This window comes from Micromonospora sp. DH13 (genome assembly GCF_020873825.1).
Classification (GTDB): Bacteria; Actinomycetota; Actinomycetes; order Mycobacteriales; family Micromonosporaceae; genus Micromonospora; species Micromonospora haikouensis.
The window spans coordinates 52,012-70,157 of the sequence record NZ_JAHWGR010000024.1; the positions used below are offsets into that span (position 1 = coordinate 52,012).

Below are 18,146 nucleotides of genomic sequence, written 5' to 3' on the forward strand. Positions count from 1 at the left end.
GCGGAGGCACCGACGCCCCGGGGACGCCCCCGGTCTGTAAGGATCATCGGGTGAGCCCGGACACCTCCGACGCCGACCGCCCCGCGCCCCGTCCCGACCCGACCGCCGGGCCGGTCCCCGGGCCGCCCGCCGCCCCGGCCCCCGACCCGACCGAAGGGCTCGTCCACGGGCCCCCGGCCCACCAGCCGCCCGCCGGGCCGTTCGCCGGTCCGCCCCAGTATCCGTTCGGCGCGCCGCCGACCGGGCCGGTCCCCGCTGGCCCGGTTCCGTCCGAGCGCCGCCCGGGCCGGGTGATCGGCGTGGCGCTGGGCGCGGCGGCCGTCCTCACCGCGCTGGGCGTCCCGCTGGGGCTGCTCTGGGCGGCCGTCGCCCCCGACACCCCGGTGGTCAAGACCGCCGAGGGGGCCGTCTACGCCCAGCCGCAGCCGGAGCAGCCGATCGCCGCCGACGGCTGGTTCAGCCTGCTCGGAATCGGCTTCGGCGTGCTCGCCGCGCTGGCCCTGTGGGTGCTGCTGCGGCGCCGGCGCGGCCCCGTCGGGCTGCTCGCCGGGGCGGCCGGCGGCCTCGGCGCGGCCCTGGTGGCCTGGCAGGTCGGCCGGCGGGTCGGCCTGTCGGCGTACGAGCGGCTGCTGGCCTCCGCGCCGGACGGGCAGGCGTTCACCAAGCCCGCCGACCTGCGCGCCGGGGGCCTGCACCGGCTGTTCGATTTGCTGCCCCTGCCGTACGGCAACCTGCTGCTGCCGGCGTTCGGCGTGGCCGTGACGTACACCCTGCTGGCCGGCTGGTCGCGCTGGCCGTCGCTGCGCCCGGAGCCCGAGCCCGACCTGTCCTGGGTCTACGCCGGCCCGCCCGCCACCGGGCCGCAGGTCAGTTCGGGGTCGGCGGACTCGCCAGCTCCGACAGCGGCACCGGAACCGCCCGCACCTGGCGCAGCAGGGTCGCCTCGCGGTTGAGCAGCCGCAGCTCGGCGCGGAGCCGGGCGGCGGTGCCGTCGACCGCGAGCAGCCGCTGCCGGTCGTCGACGGTCAGCATGGCGGTCGCGGCGACCAGGTGGGACAGCACCGTCGGGTCCTCCGGCAGCTGCTCGGAGATGTCCTCCGGGTCGGGGCGGATCAGCCCGAGATATTGCCGGAACACCGAGATCACCCGGGCCGCGAGCAGGTCGGCGGCCTCGTCGGGGCCGCCCGGCTCGGGCAGCCACTCGACCTCGGCCGTCAGGTAGGGCTCCGTGGTCTCGTCGAGCTGCGCGACGCGGAACCGCCGCCGTCCCACGGTGACGATGTCGAACCCGCCGTCGTCCAGCTCGGTCACCTGCCGCAGCTCGGCGGTGCAGCCGACCTCGTGCAGCGTGACGCCGCCGACGCCGGGGACGGGCCGCCCGGGCGTGCCGGGGGCGACCTCCCAGCCGGCCCGGATGGCCACCACGCCGAACTCCCGGGGGGCGCCCTCGGGCAGGCCCGTCAGGTGGCGCACCAGGGCCCGGTAGCGCTCCTCGAAGATGTGCAGCGGCAGCACCAGGCCGGGGAAGAGCACCGTCCCGAGGGGGAAGATCGGCAACCGCGCAGTCACGGGACCGAGCCTAGCCCGCCCGCGCCGTCCCGGCGGGGCCCGTCCCGCCCCGGAGGACCCGCCCGCCCCCGGCGGGGCCGCCCCCGGGCCCGTCGCGCCCCGCCCGGCGGCCGGCGTGGCTCGGCTCACCGTCCCGGCGTGCGGGCGGCGCGGGCCGCCGCCGGCCCGGCCGCCTAGACTCGCAGGCGTGTTGAATCGGATCGACCTGCGCGGCGGCGTCCGTGACCCCCGCCGCCTGCTGCCCCGTGCCCAGCTCGACGTCTCCGTGGCGGTCGAGCGGATCCGCCCCCTCGTGGAGGCGGTCCGCGATCATGGGTACCCGGCGATCCGCGAGGCGAGCGAGCGCTTCGACGGGGTCTCGCCGGAGCGGCTGCGGGTGCCGGCCGAGGCGATCGCCGAGGCCGAGGGGACGCTCGACCCCCAGGTCCGCGCCGCCCTGCTGGAGTCGATCAGCCGGGCCCGCAAGGTCCACGCCGACCAGCGCCGCGTCGACCACACCACCCAGGTGGTGCCCGGCGGCACCGTCACCGAGCGCTGGGTCCCCGTCGAGCGAGTCGGCCTGTACGTCCCCGGCGGCCTGGCGATGTACCCGTCGACCGTGGTGATGAACGTGGTCCCCGCCCAGGCGGCCGGCGTCCGGTCGCTCGTCGTGGCCAGCCCGCCGCAGCAGGAGAACGGCGGCCTGCCCGACGCCCGGGTCCTCGCGGCCTGCGCGCTGCTCGGCGTCGACGAGGTCTACGCCGTCGGCGGCGCCCAGGCGGTGGCGATGCTGGCCTACGGCGCGACGGTCGACCCCGACGGCGCGCAGCGCTGCGACCCCGTCGACATGATCACCGGGCCGGGCAACATCTGGGTCACCGCCGCGAAGCGGCTGCTGCGCGGCGTGGTCGGCATCGACGCCGAGGCCGGCCCCACCGAGATCGCGATCCTCGCCGACGACACCGCCGACCCGGCGCACGTCGCCGCCGACCTGATCAGCCAGGCCGAGCACGACCCCCTCGCGGCCAGCGTGCTGGTCACCTGCTCGGTCGCGCTGGCCGACGCCGTCGAGGCCGAGCTGGCCCGGCAGGTGCCGGCGACGAAGCACGCCGACCGGGTCACCACCGCGCTGACCGGCGAGCAGAGCGGCGTGGTGCTGGTCGACGACCTGGCGGACGGCCTGCGGGTGGTCGACGCGTACGCCGCCGAGCACCTGGAGATCCAGACCGAGAACGCCCGCGAGTGGGCGCTGCGGGTCCGCAACGCCGGGGCGATCTTCGTCGGCGCGTGGTCGCCGGTGTCGCTCGGCGACTACTGCGCCGGCTCCAACCACGTGCTGCCCACCGGCGGCTGCGCCCGGCACTCCTCCGGCCTGTCCGTGCAGTCCTTCCTGCGCGGCATCCACCTGGTGGAATACACCCGCGACGCGCTGCGTGAGGTGGCCCCGCACGTGGTGACCCTGGCCGGCGTCGAGGACCTGCCGGCCCACGGCCAGGCGGTCAGCGTCCGCTTCCCCGGGAGCGCCTCGTGACGACCCTCGACGAGCTGCCGATCCGTGACGACCTGCGGGGCCTGACGCCCTACGGCGCCCCGCAGCTCGACGTGCCGGTGCGGCTGAACACCAACGAGAACTCGTACCCGGTGCCCGAGGCGGTGGCCGACGCGATCGGCAAGGCCCTCGCCGCCGAGCTGCGCGACCTCAACCGCTATCCCGACCGCGACGCCGTGGCGCTGCGCGCCGACCTGGCGGCCTACGTGGGGCACGGGCTCACCGTCGGGCAGGTGTGGGCGGCCAACGGCTCCAACGAGATCCAGCAGCAGCTCCTGCAGGCGTTCGGCGGGCCGGGGCGCACGGCGCTCGGCTTCACGCCGGCGTACTCGATGCACCCGCTGCTGGCGCTCGGCGCCGGCACCCGGTGGGTGCCGGCGCAGCGCGGGGTCGACTTCGGGCTGACCGCCGACGAGGCGGTCGCCCAGGTCCGGGCGCACCGTCCCGACGTGGTGTTCCTCTGCTCGCCGAACAACCCGACGGGCACGGCGCTGGACCCGGCGGTGGTCGCCGCCGTCCTCGACGCCGCGCCCGGCATGGTGGTGGTCGACGAGGCGTACGCCGAGTTCGCCCGCCCCGGCACGGTCAGCGCCCTCGCGGTGCTGCCCGGCCACCCGAGGCTGGTGGTGACCCGCACGATGAGCAAGGCGTTCGGGTTCGCCGGCGGCCGGCTGGGCTACCTCGCGGCCGACCCGGCCGTGGTGGCGGCGGTGCAGCTCGTGCGGCTGCCCTACCACCTGTCGGCGCTCACCCAGGCCGCCGCCCGCGCGGCCCTGGCGCACCGCGACGCCCTGCTGGCCACGGTCGAGGCGATCATGGGGCAGCGGGACCGGATCGTCGCCGAGCTGCGCGCCCGGGGCCTGCGGGTCGCCGACAGCGACGCCAACTTCGTCCTGTTCCAGGTGGGCGGCGACCAGGCGGTGGCCTGGCGCGCCCTGCTGGAGCAGGGGGTGCTCGTGCGCGACGTCGGGCTGCCCGGCTGGCTGCGGGTCACCGCCGGCACCCCCGCCGAGACCGACGCCTTCCTCACCGCGATGGAGAGTTTGTGATGAGCCGCACCGCCCGGGTCGAGCGGATCACCAAGGAGACCAAGGTGCTCGTCGAGATCGACCTCGACGGCACCGGCCGGGCCGAGATCGGCACCGGGGTCGGCTTCTACGACCACATGCTGCACCAGATCGCCCGGCACGGCGGCTTCGACCTGACCGTGCGCACCGTCGGTGACCTGGAGATCGACGCCCACCACACGATGGAGGACACGGCGCTCGCCCTGGGCGCCGCGTTCGACCAGGCGCTGGGCGACAAGGCCGGCATCCGGCGGTACGGCTCGGCGACCGTCCCGATGGACGAGGTCCTCGTCCGGGCCGCCGTCGACCTGTCGGGCCGCCCGTACGTGGTGCACGACGAGCCGGCGCTGGCCCCGTACATCGGGCCGGTCTACCCGACCAGCATGACCCGGCACATCTGGGAGTCCTTCGGTCAGGCGGCCCGGATCACCCTGCACGTGGACGTGCTGCGCGCGGCCCGCCCCGGCGGCCACCCCGACGCCCACCACGTGGTGGAGGCCCAGTTCAAGGCGGTCTCCCGCGCCCTGCGCGAGGCCACCGCGCTCGACCCCCGGTCGGCCGGCGCGATCCCCAGCACGAAGGGCGCGTTGTAGCCGTGGGCGGGGTGCTGCCGACCCTGCTGCTGATCCTCGCCGGGGTGCTGGTCGGCGGGGCGGTCTCGCTGCACCGCCAGGGCGCGACGCGCGGCGCGGTGGTGGTCACCGCGGTGCTCGCGGTGCTGGCCACGGCCGGTGGGGTGCTCTGGCTGCTGCCCGGGGAGGGCTGATGGGCGATCTGGTCAAGCGGGTCGTGGTGCTCGACTACGGCTCGGGCAACCTGCGTTCGGCCGAGCGGGCCCTGGCCCGGGCCGGCGCCGACGTCACCGTCACCGCCGACCTGGCCGCCGCCGCCGACGCCGACGGCCTGGTGGTGCCGGGCGTGGGCGCGTACGCCGCCTGCATGGCCGGGATCGAGGCGCTCGGCGCGGGCCCGGTCATCGCCGAGCGGGTCGCCGCCGGCCGGCCCGTGCTGGGCATCTGCGTGGGCATGCAGGTGCTCTTCGAGCACGGCGACGAGCACGGCGTGGTCACCAAGGGGCTCGGGCTGCTGCCGGGCGCGGTGACCCGGCTGCCCGCCGCCCGGCTGCCGCACATGGGCTGGAACACGGTGCGACCTCCGGCGTCGTCGGTGCTCTTCGCGGGCCTGCCCGCCGACAGCCGCTTCTACTTCGTCCACTCCTACGGGGTGGTCGACGCGGGCGCGCTGGCGGCGTCGGGCGCGGCGGTGACCACCGCCCACCACGAGGCGGACTTCGTGGCGGCGGTGGAGCGGGGTGCGCTCTCGGCCGCCCAGTTCCACCCGGAGAAGTCGGCCGACTCCGGCGCGGCGCTGCTGCGCAACTGGCTCGGCACCGTGCCCGCCGGTGGCTGAGCGGGGCCCGCGCGGCCGGGGCACCGGGCCGGGGGGCGCGGCGTGAGCAAGGAGCGTGCCCGCCGCCGGGCGGCCCGCGAGGCCCAGTTGGAGCGGGAGCGGGCCGTGCGCCGCCGCCGGGTGGCCCGCCGGGAGCGCCGCCGCGCGGTGGTACGCCGGCTGACGCCCCGCTGGCCGCGCCGCCGCGCCGGCCGGCTGGCCCGGCACTCCCGGGGCGAGCGGGCCGCGATCGTCGGCCTGACCGGCGTGGCGCTGGTCGCCATCTGGAGTTTCGTCGACGACCTGGCGCTGCGGGTGGTGCTGGTCGTGTTGTTGCTGCTGGTGCTGCCGGCGGCCGTGGTGATCGCACTGGGCCGCCGGTCCTGACGCGCACGTTATCGATTCGAGGAGAAGAGCGTTGAGCCTCACCCTGTTGCCCGCCGTGGACGTCGCCGACGGCCAGGCCGTCCGGCTCGTGCAGGGCGCCGCCGGCAGCGAGACCGCCTACGGCGACCCCCTGGAGGCGGCGCTGGCCTGGCAGCGCGACGGCGCGGAGTGGATCCACCTGGTGGACCTGGACGCCGCGTTCGGCCGGGGGTCCAACGCCGCGCTGCTGGCCGACGTGGTGGGCCGGCTGGACGTGCAGGTGGAGCTGTCCGGCGGGATCCGCGACGACGCGTCGCTGCGGGCCGCGCTGGGCACCGGCGCGGCGCGGGTCAACATCGGCACCGCCGCGCTGGAGGACCCGCAGTGGTGCGACCGGGTCTGCGGCGAGTACGGCGACCGCGTCGCCATCGGGCTGGACGTGCGGGGTCGTACCCTCTCGGCGCGGGGCTGGACCCGCGACGGCGGCGACCTGTACGAGGTGCTGGAGCGGCTCGACAAGGCGGGCGCCTCCCGTTACGTGGTGACCGACATCACCAAGGACGGCACGATGCGCGGGCCGAACCTGGACCTGCTGCGCGAGGTCTGCTCCCGCACCGACGCCCCGGTGATCGCCTCGGGTGGCGTCTCGACGCTGGACGACCTGCGCGCCCTGGCCACCCTGGAGCCGGTCGGCGTGGAGGGCGTGATCGCCGGCAAGGCGCTGTACGCGGGCGCGTTCACCGTGCGGCAGGCCCTCGACGTGCTCGCCGCCGCGTGACCGTCACCCGGTTGGGCTCGGGCGGCCCCTGGGAGGCGCTGTACGGCTACTCCCGGGTCGTCCGGGCCGGCGACCGGGCCGTCACGGCCGGCTGCACGGCGACGGTCGACGGCCGGGTGGTGCACGTGGGGGACGCCGCCGCGCAGACCGCGCAGGCGCTGCGGATCGGCCTGGCGGCCCTCGCGGAGGTCGGCGCGGGGCCCGGCGACGTGGTGCGCACCCGGATGTACGTGACGGACCGCGCGTACGCCGACGAGGTGGGCCGGGCGCACAACGCGGTGTTCGGGGCGGTCCGGCCGGCGGCGACCCTGGTCGTGGTGGCCGCCCTGCTCGACCCCGACCACCTGGTCGAGGTGGAGCTGGAGGCGTACCTCGCCGACCGCTGACCCGGCGCACCCCGCCTGCCGGGGTGCGCCGGGTCGGCGGCGGTGCGTCGTCCGGCGGCGGTGAGCCGGGGCACAGTGCGGCCCATTAGGTTGTGCACAACTCAATTGCGCACTATGTTTTTCCCGTGACCGACGATCTGGTGCTGGGACGGCAGGTGTGCTTCGCGCTCTACGCCGCGTCGCGCGCCCTCACCGACGTCTACCGGCCGATCCTCGACGAGTTCGGGCTCACCTACCCGCAATACCTGGTGCTGCTGGTGCTCTGGGAGCGCGGCGACGACGCGCCCACCGTCTCCGAGCTGGGCGCCGCCCTGCGGCTGGACTCCGGCACGCTCTCCCCGCTGCTCAAGCGGCTGGAGGCCGCCGGGGTGCTGGTCCGGTCGCGGTCCGCCGCCGACGAGCGGCGGGTCGAGGTGCGCCTCACCGACGCCGGCCGCGCGCTGCGCGAGCGGATGTGCGGGGTGCCGCTGCGGGTGGCGCTGGCCACCGGGCTCACCGAGGCCGAGCTGATCGGGCTGCGCGACACCCTCAACCGGGTCACCGAGACGATCCACCGACAGAAGGAGAAGTGATCGCCATGCAGGTCCTCTACACCGCCAACGCCCGCGCCACCGGCGACGGCCGCGACGGCCACGTCCGCACCTCCGACGGCACCTTCGAGCTGGGCCTCGCGATCCCGAAGGAGCTGGGCGGCGCGGGCGGTGCGGCGAACCCGGAGCAGCTCTTCGCCGCCGGCTACGCCGCCTGCTTCCACTCCGCCCTGCGTCGGGTGGCCCGCGCCGCCAAGGCCGACGTGACCGGCTCGGTCGTCGAGGCCGAGGTGGGCATCGGCGCCAACGGCAGCGGCGGCTTCGGCCTGACCGCCGCCCTCGTGGTGGACCTGCCGGCCGTGCCCAGGGAGGCCGCCGAGCAGCTCGTCGCCCAGGCCCACCAGGTCTGCCCCTACTCGAACGCGACCCGGGGCAATGTCGAGGTCGCCCTCACCGTCCGCGAGACCCTCGCCGCCTGAGCCGTGGCGCGCGGCGCCGGCGCACCCGGGTGTCGCCGCGCGCCGCGCCCCGCCTGATGCAGCCCCGACCAGCGACCGAGAGGACGACCGACACCGTGACCGTCAACCGTGAGATCCACCTCGCCTCCCGCCCCGAGGGGTGGCCGACCGCCGACAACTTCCGGCTCGTCGAGACCGAGGTGCCCACCCCGGGCCCCGGCCAGCTCGTGGTCCGCAACCAGTTCATGTCCGTCGACCCGTACATGCGGGGACGGATGAACGACGTCAAGTCGTACGTGCCGCCGTTCGCCCTCGACGCCCCGCTCGACGGCGGCGCGGTCGGCGAGGTGGTGGCCGGTGAGGGCAACGGGATCGTCCCCGGCGACACCGTCCTGCACGGCCTCGGCTGGCGGGAGTACGCGCTCCTCGACGCCAAGGGCGCCCGCAAGGTCGACCCGTCCCTGGCCCCGGTGAGCGCCTACCTGGGCGTGCTCGGCATGACCGGGCTGACCGCGTACGCCGGCCTGCTCGACGTGGCCGCCATGCAGCCCGGGGAGAGCGTCTTCGTCTCCGGCGCGGCCGGCGCGGTGGGCAGCATGGTCGGCCAGATCGCCAAGCTGAAGGGCGCCGCCCGGGTGGTCGGCAGCGCCGGCTCGCCGGCCAAGGTCGAGCGGCTGCGGGCGCTCGGCTTCGACGCCGCCTTCGACTACCACGACGGCCCCGTGGCCGACCAGCTCGCCGCCGCCGCCCCGAACGGGATCGACGTGTACTTCGACAACGTCGGCGGCGAGCACCTGGAGGCCGCGATCGGCGCGCTGCGGCTGCACGGCCGGGCCGCCGTCTGCGGCATGATCGCCCAGTACAACGCCACCGAGCCGCCGGCCGCGCCGCGCAACCTGGCGATGCTCATCGGCAAGCGGCTCACCCTGCGCGGCTTCCTCGTCGGCGACCACGGCCACCTGCGCGACCAGTTCGTCCAGGAGGTGGCCGGCTGGCTGCGCGAGGGCAGGCTCTCGTACGACGAGACGGTCGTCGACGGCATCGCCGCCGCCCCGGAGGCGTTCCTCGGCCTGCTGCGCGGCGACAACCTCGGCAAGATGCTGGTGCGCCTGTAAGGAAGGGCCCCTTGTTAACGCTTCCGGTAGAGAAGGGTCCCCTTCTCACCCCCCGGAGCCGTGGCGCGGAGCCGTGGCGCGGAGCCGCCCCCCGGGGAGCCGCGTGGCGGAGCCGCCCGTCGCCGGTGGTCGGCCTCACTCGGCGGCCGCCGGGGCGGGCCGGGGCGATAGGCTTCGCGGCATGACGGTGGCGGTGCGGGTGATCCCGTGTCTCGACGTGGACGCCGGGCGGGTGGTCAAGGGGGTCAACTTCCTCGACCTGCGCGACGCGGGCGACCCGGTGGAGTTGGCGGCGGCGTACGACCGGGCGGGCGCCGACGAGCTGACCTTCCTGGACGTGACCGCCTCTTCCAGCGACCGGGGCACCATGCTCGACGTGGTGCGCCGCACCGCCGAGTCGGTCTTCATCCCGCTCACCGTCGGCGGCGGCGTGCGGCAGGTCGCCGACGTCGACACGCTGCTGCGGGCCGGCGCCGACAAAGTCGGGGTGAACACCGCGGCCATCGCCCGCCCCGAGCTGATCGCCGAGATCGCCGACCGGTTCGGCCGGCAGGTGCTGGTGCTCTCCCTCGACGTGCGCCGGGCGCCGGCCGGCACCACCGCGAGCGGCTTCGAGGTGACCACCCACGGCGGCCGCCGGGGCACCGGGCTCGACGCCGTCGAGTGGGCGCGGCGCGGCGCCGAGCTGGGCGCGGGGGAGATCCTGCTCAACTCGATGGACGCCGACGGCACGAAGGCCGGCTTCGACCTGGAGCTGATCGGGGCGGTCCGCGCCGTCGTCGACGTGCCGGTGGTGGCCAGCGGCGGCGCGGGCGAGGTGGCCCACTTCCCGCCGGCCATCGCCGCCGGCGCCGACGCGGTGCTCGCCGCCAGCGTCTTCCACTTCGGCGAGCTGACCGTCGCCGAGGTCAAGGCCGCCCTGCGCGGTTCGGGTCACCCCGTGCGCTGACCCGCCCTGCGGCACCGGGTGATCCGGCCCCGCCCGTCGGTGCCGGGCCGAGCCACCGCGGTGCGACCCCGTGGCGGGCCACCAGGCCCGTCGGCACCCGGCGTCGCGCCTCGCCCGTCAGTGCCGCCCGGAGTGGCCCTCCGGCGAGCGGCGCGGGGCCGGGATCGAGCGGACGGCGTACTCCTGCACGGCGGCGGCGTGCTCGTCCTCGGGGAGGGTCCAGTCGGCGCTGCCCGGGGCGTGCCGTCGGCTCAGCACGCCCTGCACGGTGTCGACGGCCGTGGCCAGGCCGGCGCTCGGGCGCGAGCGCCAGAGCTTCTCCCCGTCGGGGGTGAGCCGGAACCAGCCGTCGGTGACGCTGACCAGGCCGGCGCCGACGAGCCGGCGGACGGCGGTCTCCACCTCCTGCCGCTCGGGGATGGCGTGGTTGAGGTGGTCGGCTGTGGAGAGCACGTCAGCGAGCCGGACGCCCTCGGGGCGCCGCGTGGACGCCGCCCTGCGGTGCCGGCCGGCACCGTTGGCGATCACCAGCGAAACGAAGATCCAGGCGTCGGTCCAGCGCCATCCGCTCTCCCCCATGCAGGAATGATGCCGTGCGCCGCCGCCGGAGGAAACACCTACTTTTCCGGTACGGGTGTCGCCGCAGCTCAGCGCGGTTACGTGGTCACGGTCCGGCGGGGCGCGGCCCGGCGACCCCCACCTCGACCGGTCCCGCGCCGGCCGGTTCCGCTTCGACGGTGAACATCGGCAGGAACAGTTGGGCCAGCGGCCCGATGGTGAGGGCGTACGCGACGGTGCCGACGCCGACGGTGCCGCCGAGCAGCCAGCCGAGGGCCAGCACGGTGACCTCGATGACGGTGCGGACCAGCCGAATGGACCGCCCGGGGCGGCGCGCCACGTACCCGGTCATCAGGCCGTCGCGGGGGCCGGGGCCGAGCCGCGCGCCCAGGTAGAGGGCGGTGGCGGCGCCGTTGGCGACGATCCCGACGACCAGCAGCGCCGCCCGTGCCGCCAGCGGGGCGCCGCCGGGCAGCAGGGCCAGGGTGGCGTCGACCACCAAGCCGATCACCAGCACGTTGCTGACCGTGCCGAGGCCCGGTCGTTGGCGCAGCGGGACCCACAGCAGCAGTACGAGAGCGCCGACGGCGATGGTGACGGTGCCGAACGACAGGCCGGTCCGGCGGGCGACGCCCTGGTGGAAGACGTCCCACGGGTCGAGGCCGAGGCCGGAGCGGATCATCAGCGCCATGCTGACGCCGTAGAGGGTCAGGCCCGCGTAGAGCTGGACCAGCCGCCGGACGGGCCGGTGCCGCAGATTGCCAATTGCCACCATGCATGCCACCCTAGGTGCCAATCCGGCGGTGGGGAGAGCCAATATCGGGAGGGTGGCCATGACAAGTCAGGTGCGTGGGGCCCAATTGGCTCGGCTCCTCGGGCAGTGGCACGCCCTGCCGGGCCGCCGGCGCAGCCCCGACTACGCCGCGCTCGCCGGCGCCGTCCGGGGGCTGCTCGCCGACGGCCGCCTGCCCCTGGGGGTACGCCTGCCGGCCGAGCGGGAGCTGGCCGAGGCGCTGCGGATCAGCCGGACCACGGTGACGGCCGCCTACCGGCAGTTGCGGGAGAGCGGCCACCTGGCCAGCCGCCGGGGGGCGGGCAGCTGGACGATGCTCCCGGGCACCCACCGGGTGGCCAGCACCGGCCTGTGGACCCCGCTGGACGACCGCGACATGATCGACCTCGGGGTGGCCGCGCTGGCCGCGCCGCCCCAGCTGCTGCCCGCCGCCCGGGCCGCCGCCGAGGACCTGCCCCGCTACCTGGGCGGGGCCGGCTACCACCCGACCGGCGTCATCGAGCTTCGCGAGGCGGTCGCCGCCGGCTACACGGCGCGGGGCCTGCCCACCTCACCCGACCAGATCATGGTCACCAGCGGCACCCAGCACGCGCTCGACCTGGTGCTGCGGCTGGCCCTGGCACCCGGGGGCAACGTGCTGGTCGAGTCGCCGACGTACCCGAACGCCCTCGCCGCCCTCGCCGCCCGCCGGGCCCGGATCACCACCCACGGGCTGGCCACCGACGCCGCCGGCTGGGACGCCGACCTGCTGCTGGGCAGCCTGCGTCAGGGGCGGCCGAAGCTGGCGTACCTGATCCCCGACTTCCAGAACCCGACCGGGCACCTGATGCCGGCCGAGCTGCGTGAGCGGGTGGTCGCCGCGGCCCACGCGGCCGGCACCGACCTGGTGATCGACGAGTCGTTCGTGGACCTGCCGCTGGACGGCACCGAGCTGCCCCCGCCCGTCGCCACGTTCGACCGGCACTCCCGGGTGATCTCCATCGGCGGGATGAGCAAGCCCTACTGGGGCGGCCTGCGCATCGGCTGGGTCCGCGCGTCCGCCCCGCAGGTGCAGCGGCTGGCCGCCGCCCGGGTCGGGGTGGACATGGCCAGCCCGGTGCTCGACCAGCTCGTCGCGGTCCACCTGCTCGCCGACGCGCCGGCCATCGTGGCCGCCCGCCGCACCCAGCTCGCCGCCCAGCGCGACGCCCTGACCGACGCGCTCGCGCGCCGCCTGCCCGACTGGCGGGTCACCGCGCCGCGCGGCGGGGTGACGCTCTGGGTGGAGCTGGACGGGCCGATCTCCAGCGCGCTGGCCCGCGCCGCCGAGGAGGTCGGCGTACGGCTGGCGCCCGGCCCCCGGTTCGGCCTGGACGGCACCCTCGAACGCTTCCTGCGGCTGCCGTTCACGCTGCCCGCCGCGGACCTGGCGGAGGCCGTCGGCCGGCTCGCGGCGGTCCGCTACGACCTGGACCGCGCCAGCCGCCCGCGCTGGCAGGAGCCGGCGGTCATCGCCTGACCCGGCCGCCCGCCCGCGCGGTCCACCGATCCGGCCGAACCCGGCTGCCCGGCGGCCCCGGGTTGGAAGACTGCGGGGGTGGGCAACGCGGGATGGTCGCTCGGGGTACGCCCCGGCGCGCCCGGCTCGCGCACCACCCGGCTGGAGCTCTTCTACGACCTGGTCTTCGTCTACGCGTTCCTCAACGTCACCACGCTGACCGTGTACTACCCGAGCCCCGTCAACCTGTGCCGCTGCCTGCTCGTGCTCGGGCTGCTGTGGTGGTGCTGGACGGGCTTCGCCGGGCTCGGCAACGCGATCCGCGCCGACCAGGGGGTCCTGCCGCTGGTCGGCTTCGTCACGATCGCCGCGACCTTCCTGCTGGCCCTGAGCATGCCGGGCGCGTTCACGGACCGGCCCGGCGGGCTGAACGGCCCGCTGGTCTTCGCGAGCTGCTACTTCCTGGTCCGCGCCTCGCAGCTCGCGGTCTTCGGCTGGGTGGCCCGGGGCGACCCGGTGCGGCTGCGGCACTGGGCGTGGCTTGCCGGGCTGCCGGTGGTCGCGGCGGCCCTGCTCGTCGCGGCCGCGCTGGTGCCGCCGCGGATCGCCCACGACGGCACGGCGACGGCCCTGCAGCTGGCCTTCTGGGCCGCCGCGCTGACCCTGGAGTACGTGGCCGGGACGAGCCTCGGCGGCGCGTACTGGGTGGTGGTGTCGGCGGGGCACTGGGCGGAGCGGCACGCCCTGATGGTGCTGATCGCGCTCGGCGAATCGATCATCGCGTTGGGGCTGGGCTCGAAGTTCGTCACCGGCCTGCCGCTGACCTGGCCGGTGGTGGTCGCCGCGGTGACCGGCATCGCGATCGCGGCGACGCTGTGGTGGGCGTACTTCGACGTCCTGGCGCTCGCCGTCGAGCAGGCGCTGCACCGGGCCCGCGACCCGGTGGCGCGGGCCCGGCTGGCCCGGGACGCGTACACGTACCTGCACCTGCCGATCGTCACCGGGGTGATCTTCTTCGCCCTCGGGATCAAGGACCTGCTCGTCGAGGCGGCGGACCCGACCTCGCCGGCCTGGGGCGAGCCGCTGGGCGCGTTCTGGATCCTCGTGCTCTACGGCGGGGTCGGCCTCTACCTGCTCAGCCTCGTCGCCTGCGGGGTGCGGGCGCTGCGGGTGCTGCGCTGGCCGCCGGTGGTCGCGGTGGCGCTGCTGGCCCTGCTCTCGCCGCTGGCCGCCCGGATCGGGGCCCTGCAGGCGCTGCTGCTGCTGGGGGCGGTCTGCGTGGCGCTGGTCGTGGTGGAGACCCGGGGCGAGGGGCGCCGCCGGCACCGGGTCCGCCAGTTGGCGCTGGCGGAGCAGACGGAGGCCGAGGCCGAGGCGAGCCGGTGGCGCGCCGAGCACCTGTGAGCCCGGGCCGCTTCCGGGCGACCGGGCGACCGGCGGCCGTGCCCCGGGCCGGGGGGGCCCGGCCGCCGGTGGGTCGGTGCCGCGTGGGCGGGGACCGCCGGGGGAGGCGGCTCAGATCTCGGCGAGGCTGCCCTCGTACATCCGGTCGATCTCGGCCGCGAAGTTGCTCTCCACGCCCCGGCGCTTGATCTTGAGGGACGGGGTCATCTCGCCGTCCTCGATGGTCAGGTCGCGGGGCAGGACGGTCACCTTCTTGATCGTCTCCCAGCGGTTGAGCTTGGCGTTGAGCTGGGCGACGTACTCCTCGACCATGGCCCGGGCCTCGGCGGAGGCGGCGATCTCGGCGTAGCTGCGCCCCTCCAGCGGGCCGCCGGCCGCCCAGCCCCGGATCGCGTCCGGGTCGAGACTGACCAGCATCGTGCAGTAGTTGCGGGCCTGACCGATGACGACCGCCTGCGACGTGTACGGGCACAGCGCCTTGAACATGCCCTCGATGTGCGAGGGGGCGACGTACTTGCCGCCGGAGGTCTTGACCAGGTCCTTCTTCCGGTCGGTGATGCGCAGGTAGCCGTCGTCGTCGAGGCTGCCGATGTCGCCGGTGCGGAAGAAGCCGTCCTCGGTGAACGCGGCGGCCGTGTCCTCGGGGAGGTGGTGGTACCCCCGCATGACCGGCCGGCCCCGGACCAGGATCTCCCCGTCGGTGTCGATCCGGCACTCCAGGTCGCCCATCGCCCGGCCGACGGTGCCGATGCGCAGGCCGCCGGGCGGGTTGACGAAGTTGCCGGCGCTGCTCTCGGTGAGGCCGTAGCCCTCGGAGATCGGCAGGTTGGCGGCGGCGAAGAAGGTGGCGATCTCCTTGCTCAGCGGCGCGGCGCCGGAGACGAGCACCCGGATCCGGCCGCCGAGGCGGGCCTGGAGCTTGCTGAACACCAGCTTCTCGGCCAGCGCGTACCGCAGCCTCAGCCCGGCGGGGACGGGCCGGCCGGCCTGCTCCAGCGCGACCTTCTCCTTGCCGACCCGCACCCCCCAGGCGAAGATCTTCGCCTTCGCGCCGCCGGCGTCCTGCGCGGTGGTGACCGCCTTGTTGTAGACCTTCTCGAAGACGCGGGGCGCCCCGCACATCAGCGTCGGCCGCACGACGGCCAGCAGCTCGACCAGCTTCTCGACCCGGCCGTCGACGTAGGTCGGCAGGCCGACGTGGGTCGCGCCGCAGAGCAGGGTCTTACCGAACGAGTGGGCCAGCGGCAGCCACAGGTACTGCAGGTCGTCTTCGCGCAGCAGCCCCACCTCGGCCTGCGCCACGCCCTCCCAGCACCAGCCGCCGTGCAGCAGCTCGACGCCCTTGGGCCGCCCGGTGGTGCCGGAGGTGTAGATGAGGGTGGCCAGGTGGTCGGGCCCGAGGTCGGCGGTCAGGCGCTCGATCAGCTCCGGGTCGTCGGCCAGGGTCCGGGCGCCCCGCTCCTCCAGCTCGGCGAGGGTCAGCTGCGGCACGGCCGCCGCCGGGTCGGGCGTGCCGTCGAAGAGCACCACGTGGGTCAGGGCCGGCAGCGTCGCGCCGGCGAGCTTGGCGGCCTGGGCCGGGTTCTCCGCGAACAGCACCCGGGAGCCGGAGTCGGCGACGATGTACGTGGCGTCCTCGGGCTCGGTGGTCGGGTAGACGGTGGTGGTGGCGCCACCCGCGCACATGATGCCGAAGTCGGCGAGCACCCAGTCGAGCCGGGTGCTCGACAGGATCGCCACCGGGTCCTCGCGGCCGACACCGAGCCCGTGCAGCCCCGCCGCGACCGCCCGGGCCCGCTGCCCGACCTGGGCCCAGGTCAGCCAGACCGGCCCGGAGTCGTCGGGGGCGGGGTGGGCGAACGCGGGGCGGTCGGGGGTGGCCGCCACGCGCTTGAGGAACATGTCGGGGATGGAACGGTACGGTACATCGAGAGACATCGCTGTAGCCGCCTTCAGGGGTGGAGGCGTGACGGGGGTCACGTCGTTTGCGGTTACCGAAGGGTATTGCCTGCACCGCGCATCGGCTAGTCCTCGCGGCGACCCGCCGGGCCCCCGGGGCGGATCAGGCGTACCGGGCGGCCCGCAGCGACCAGTCGTAGGTGGCCCGCACCCAGTTGCGGCGGGCCGCCAGGAACGAGCGCAGCGCCGGGTCGTCGTCGGCGTCGCCCAGGGCCGCCTCCCGCTCGGCGTAGCACGCCAGGGCCCGGTTGAACCGCTCGGCGGCGGCCCGCAGCGCCGCCGGCTCGCCCCGGCCGGTCTCGGCCGCGATCGCGCTGACCAGGTTGTGCGCGTCCGGCCCCGCCCGGTTCTCCTTGCCGTACGAGAACAGGTCGTTGCACCAGCAGACCAGGTCCGCCGCCAGGGTCTCGACGTCGACGAGCGCCGGCTCGACGCGGCGGTCCGCCTCCGGCGGCGCGTCGTACGCGAGGTCGGTCAGGGTGAACGCGGGATGCACCGCCCCGGTGTGCCGGCGCAGCGAGACGTACTCGGCCACCCCGGGCACCCGGCCGTGCTCCCGGTTCGCCGCCTCCCACAGCAGGGCCAGCAGGTAGTCGCGCAGCTGGCCGACGAAGCGCAGCAGCAGCGGCGGGTGCCCGTGGGCCCGGATCCGCCGGCAGAGGTCGTCCAGGGCGGCGCCCAGCGGACCGCCGGCGGGGCTGGGGCCCGGGGCGCCGTGCCGGTCCAGCACGTCCAGCAGGTCGGCGACGACCGGGGCGAGCCGGGTGGGCGCGTCGCCGAGCCCGTCGTCGTCGCAGGCGTCGTCGACGACGAAGAGCCAGGTGATCAGGTCGGTGAGCAGCCGCAGCCGGTCGGCGGGCGCGTCCGGGCAGGTGCGACCGGCCAGCTCGGCGGCGGCGGCGTGCCGCAGCCGGTGCATCCGGCGTCCGTTGGTGATCAGGCCGAATGCCTGCGCCCAGCCCAGGCTCTGCGCGGCGGCCAGATCGGTGCCGGCGTGCCGGCACGGGGGAAACGGTGGCTCGTCCAGGGCAGAGACCGCGAAGCTCCGCACGTCACCCCCTGCCGGGTCGGGCCACCCCGGGTGGGGCGACCGGCCGAGGGTACGCCAGATGAATAGATATTCATAGTTCGGTCGGGAGCCTGCCCCGCGCCGTCGAGTGACCGTTCCTGCACAGCCGGTCAGATGCCGAGCTGGGCGGCCCGGAGCCGGTCCACCGCCGCCGCCGGCCCCTCCACCTGCACCCGCGAGACCCGCTGCCGGCCGGTGAGGAAGAGCACCAGCTCGCCCGGCGCGCCGACCACGCGGATCCGTGGCCCGCCCCGCCCCGCCGACAGCGCGCCGTGCCCGGGCGCCTGCACCAGCAGGTCGGCCGGGAAGCGGCGCAGCGCCAGCCGGCCCAGCACCGAGGCCCGCCGCCACAGCACGGCGTCCAGCCCGGCCGGCAGGTCGCGCGGACCCCACCCCGCCCGGGCCCGCCGGACGTCCTCGTGGTGGATGTAGAACTCCATCGTGTTGACCAGCTCGTCGGTGACGGGGTTGCTCAGCGGGCTCCACAGCGGCGGCCGGCGCACCTGCGCCACCAGCTCGTCGAAGGGCCGCGCCGCGACCCGCAGGCGCACCCGTTCGGCGTACCCGCGCAGCGGCGGCAGCGCGATCCCCCCGGCGGCGTCCGGCCGCCGCTCCCGCACGACGACGTGGGCGGCGAGGTCCCGCACCGACCAGCCCTCGTTGACGGTCGGCGCGTCCGGACCCAGGTTCTGCATGAGGTCGGCGAGCGCCTCGCGCTCCGAACGGGCGTACCGCGGCATGGCCCGATCGT

Annotated in this window: 21 protein-coding genes; 15 read left to right on the top strand and 6 right to left on the bottom strand. The window is 75.9% G+C overall.

Going from position 1 to position 18,146, the window contains the following annotated elements:
• Positions 1–50: 50 nt before the first annotated feature.
• The gene (locus LPA42_RS21840) at positions 51–953 is read left to right on the top strand and encodes a DUF2567 domain-containing protein (protein ID WP_308291157.1); all 903 of its coding nucleotides are present in this window, start codon (positions 51–53) and stop codon (positions 951–953) included.
• Here the strand turns inward: LPA42_RS21840 and LPA42_RS21845 are convergent.
• Positions 868–1,569, bottom strand: a complete 702-nt coding sequence (locus LPA42_RS21845) for an LON peptidase substrate-binding domain-containing protein (protein ID WP_077939069.1) — start codon at positions 1,567–1,569, stop codon at positions 868–870. The genes LPA42_RS21840 and LPA42_RS21845 overlap by 86 nt on opposite strands.
• A 187-nt stretch (positions 1,570–1,756) precedes the next feature.
• On the opposite strand from LPA42_RS21845, the gene hisD reads away from it, so the two are divergent.
• The 12 genes from hisD to hisF all read left to right on the top strand — a co-directional run bounded on the left by hisD (position 1,757) and on the right by hisF (position 10,135).
• On the top strand, positions 1,757–3,079 hold the full coding sequence (gene hisD / locus LPA42_RS21850) for a histidinol dehydrogenase (protein ID WP_077939070.1): 1,323 nt from the start codon (positions 1,757–1,759) through the stop codon (positions 3,077–3,079).
• Positions 3,076–4,146 carry a histidinol-phosphate transaminase gene (locus tag LPA42_RS21855; RefSeq protein WP_077939071.1) on the top strand — a complete coding sequence of 357 codons (1,071 nt, stop codon included), beginning with the start codon at positions 3,076–3,078 and terminating at the stop codon, positions 4,144–4,146. Before hisD ends, LPA42_RS21855 begins: the two co-directional genes overlap by 4 nt.
• On the top strand, positions 4,146–4,757 hold the full coding sequence (hisB, locus tag LPA42_RS21860) for an imidazoleglycerol-phosphate dehydratase HisB (protein ID WP_043967336.1): 612 nt from the start codon (positions 4,146–4,148) through the stop codon (positions 4,755–4,757). The genes LPA42_RS21855 and hisB overlap by 1 nt, the downstream gene beginning before the upstream one ends.
• Positions 4,758–4,759: 2 nt before the next feature.
• Positions 4,760–4,930 carry a hypothetical protein gene (locus LPA42_RS21865; protein WP_176734836.1) on the top strand — a complete coding sequence of 57 codons (171 nt, stop codon included), beginning with the start codon at positions 4,760–4,762 and terminating at the stop codon, positions 4,928–4,930.
• On the top strand, positions 4,930–5,574 hold the full coding sequence (gene hisH / locus LPA42_RS21870) for an imidazole glycerol phosphate synthase subunit HisH (protein ID WP_077939072.1): 645 nt from the start codon (positions 4,930–4,932) through the stop codon (positions 5,572–5,574). The genes LPA42_RS21865 and hisH overlap by 1 nt, the downstream gene beginning before the upstream one ends.
• 42 nt (positions 5,575–5,616) lie before the next feature.
• The gene (locus tag LPA42_RS21875) at positions 5,617–5,940 is read left to right on the top strand and encodes a hypothetical protein (RefSeq protein WP_043967338.1); all 324 of its coding nucleotides are present in this window, start codon (positions 5,617–5,619) and stop codon (positions 5,938–5,940) included.
• A gap of 31 nt (positions 5,941–5,971) precedes the next feature.
• Positions 5,972–6,697 carry a bifunctional 1-(5-phosphoribosyl)-5-((5-phosphoribosylamino)methylideneamino)imidazole-4-carboxamide isomerase/phosphoribosylanthranilate isomerase PriA gene (priA, locus tag LPA42_RS21880; RefSeq protein ID WP_043967340.1) on the top strand — a complete coding sequence of 242 codons (726 nt, stop codon included), beginning with the start codon at positions 5,972–5,974 and terminating at the stop codon, positions 6,695–6,697.
• The gene (locus LPA42_RS21885; RefSeq protein WP_077939073.1) at positions 6,694–7,083 is read left to right on the top strand and encodes a RidA family protein; all 390 of its coding nucleotides are present in this window, start codon (positions 6,694–6,696) and stop codon (positions 7,081–7,083) included. Before priA ends, LPA42_RS21885 begins: the two co-directional genes overlap by 4 nt.
• 125 nt (positions 7,084–7,208) lie before the next feature.
• Positions 7,209–7,655, top strand: a complete 447-nt coding sequence (locus LPA42_RS21890; RefSeq protein WP_043967344.1) for a MarR family winged helix-turn-helix transcriptional regulator — start codon at positions 7,209–7,211, stop codon at positions 7,653–7,655.
• A 5-nt stretch (positions 7,656–7,660) separates the two neighbouring features.
• Positions 7,661–8,092, top strand: coding sequence for an organic hydroperoxide resistance protein (locus tag LPA42_RS21895; RefSeq protein WP_077939078.1), 432 nt, complete (start codon positions 7,661–7,663; stop codon positions 8,090–8,092).
• Positions 8,093–8,148: 56 nt separating this feature from the next.
• Positions 8,149–9,186, top strand: a complete 1,038-nt coding sequence (locus LPA42_RS21900; RefSeq protein WP_077939079.1) for an NADP-dependent oxidoreductase — start codon at positions 8,149–8,151, stop codon at positions 9,184–9,186.
• A 181-nt stretch (positions 9,187–9,367) separates the two neighbouring features.
• Positions 9,368–10,135, top strand: a complete 768-nt coding sequence (gene hisF, locus LPA42_RS21905) for an imidazole glycerol phosphate synthase subunit HisF (protein WP_043967348.1) — start codon at positions 9,368–9,370, stop codon at positions 10,133–10,135.
• Between the two features lie 117 nt (positions 10,136–10,252).
• Here hisF and LPA42_RS21910 read toward each other — a convergent pair whose 3' ends face one another.
• Positions 10,253–10,714: a hypothetical protein gene (locus LPA42_RS21910; protein ID WP_043967350.1), complete on the bottom strand. Its 462-nt coding sequence runs from the start codon at positions 10,712–10,714 to the stop codon at positions 10,253–10,255.
• A gap of 85 nt (positions 10,715–10,799) precedes the next feature.
• Positions 10,800–11,468, bottom strand: coding sequence for a YitT family protein (locus tag LPA42_RS21915; RefSeq protein WP_077939074.1), 669 nt, complete (start codon positions 11,466–11,468; stop codon positions 10,800–10,802).
• Between the two features lie 58 nt (positions 11,469–11,526).
• Here LPA42_RS21915 and LPA42_RS21920 point away from each other — a divergent pair, with 58 nt between their 5' ends.
• Positions 11,527–12,984 (top strand): PLP-dependent aminotransferase family protein, encoded by a 1,458-nt coding sequence (locus LPA42_RS21920; RefSeq protein WP_077939075.1) that lies wholly within the window; start codon positions 11,527–11,529, stop codon positions 12,982–12,984.
• A 78-nt stretch (positions 12,985–13,062) separates the two neighbouring features.
• On the top strand, positions 13,063–14,367 hold the full coding sequence (locus LPA42_RS21925; protein WP_077939076.1) for a low temperature requirement protein A: 1,305 nt from the start codon (positions 13,063–13,065) through the stop codon (positions 14,365–14,367).
• 111 nt (positions 14,368–14,478) lie between these two features.
• Here LPA42_RS21925 and LPA42_RS21930 read toward each other — a convergent pair whose 3' ends face one another.
• From LPA42_RS21930 to LPA42_RS21940, 3 genes are all read right to left on the bottom strand, one after another.
• Entirely contained in the window at positions 14,479–16,305 is a 1,827-nt protein-coding gene (locus tag LPA42_RS21930) for a long-chain fatty acid--CoA ligase (RefSeq protein WP_228986823.1), read from the bottom strand.
• A 124-nt stretch (positions 16,306–16,429) separates the two neighbouring features.
• Positions 16,430–17,377 (bottom strand): terpene synthase, encoded by a 948-nt coding sequence (locus LPA42_RS21935; protein WP_077939080.1) that lies wholly within the window; start codon positions 17,375–17,377, stop codon positions 16,430–16,432.
• A gap of 128 nt (positions 17,378–17,505) precedes the next feature.
• Complete coding sequence (locus LPA42_RS21940) at positions 17,506–18,135, bottom strand: TIGR03085 family metal-binding protein (protein ID WP_077939095.1); 630 nt, start codon at positions 18,133–18,135, stop codon at positions 17,506–17,508.
• Between the last annotated feature and the right edge of the window lie 11 nt (positions 18,136–18,146).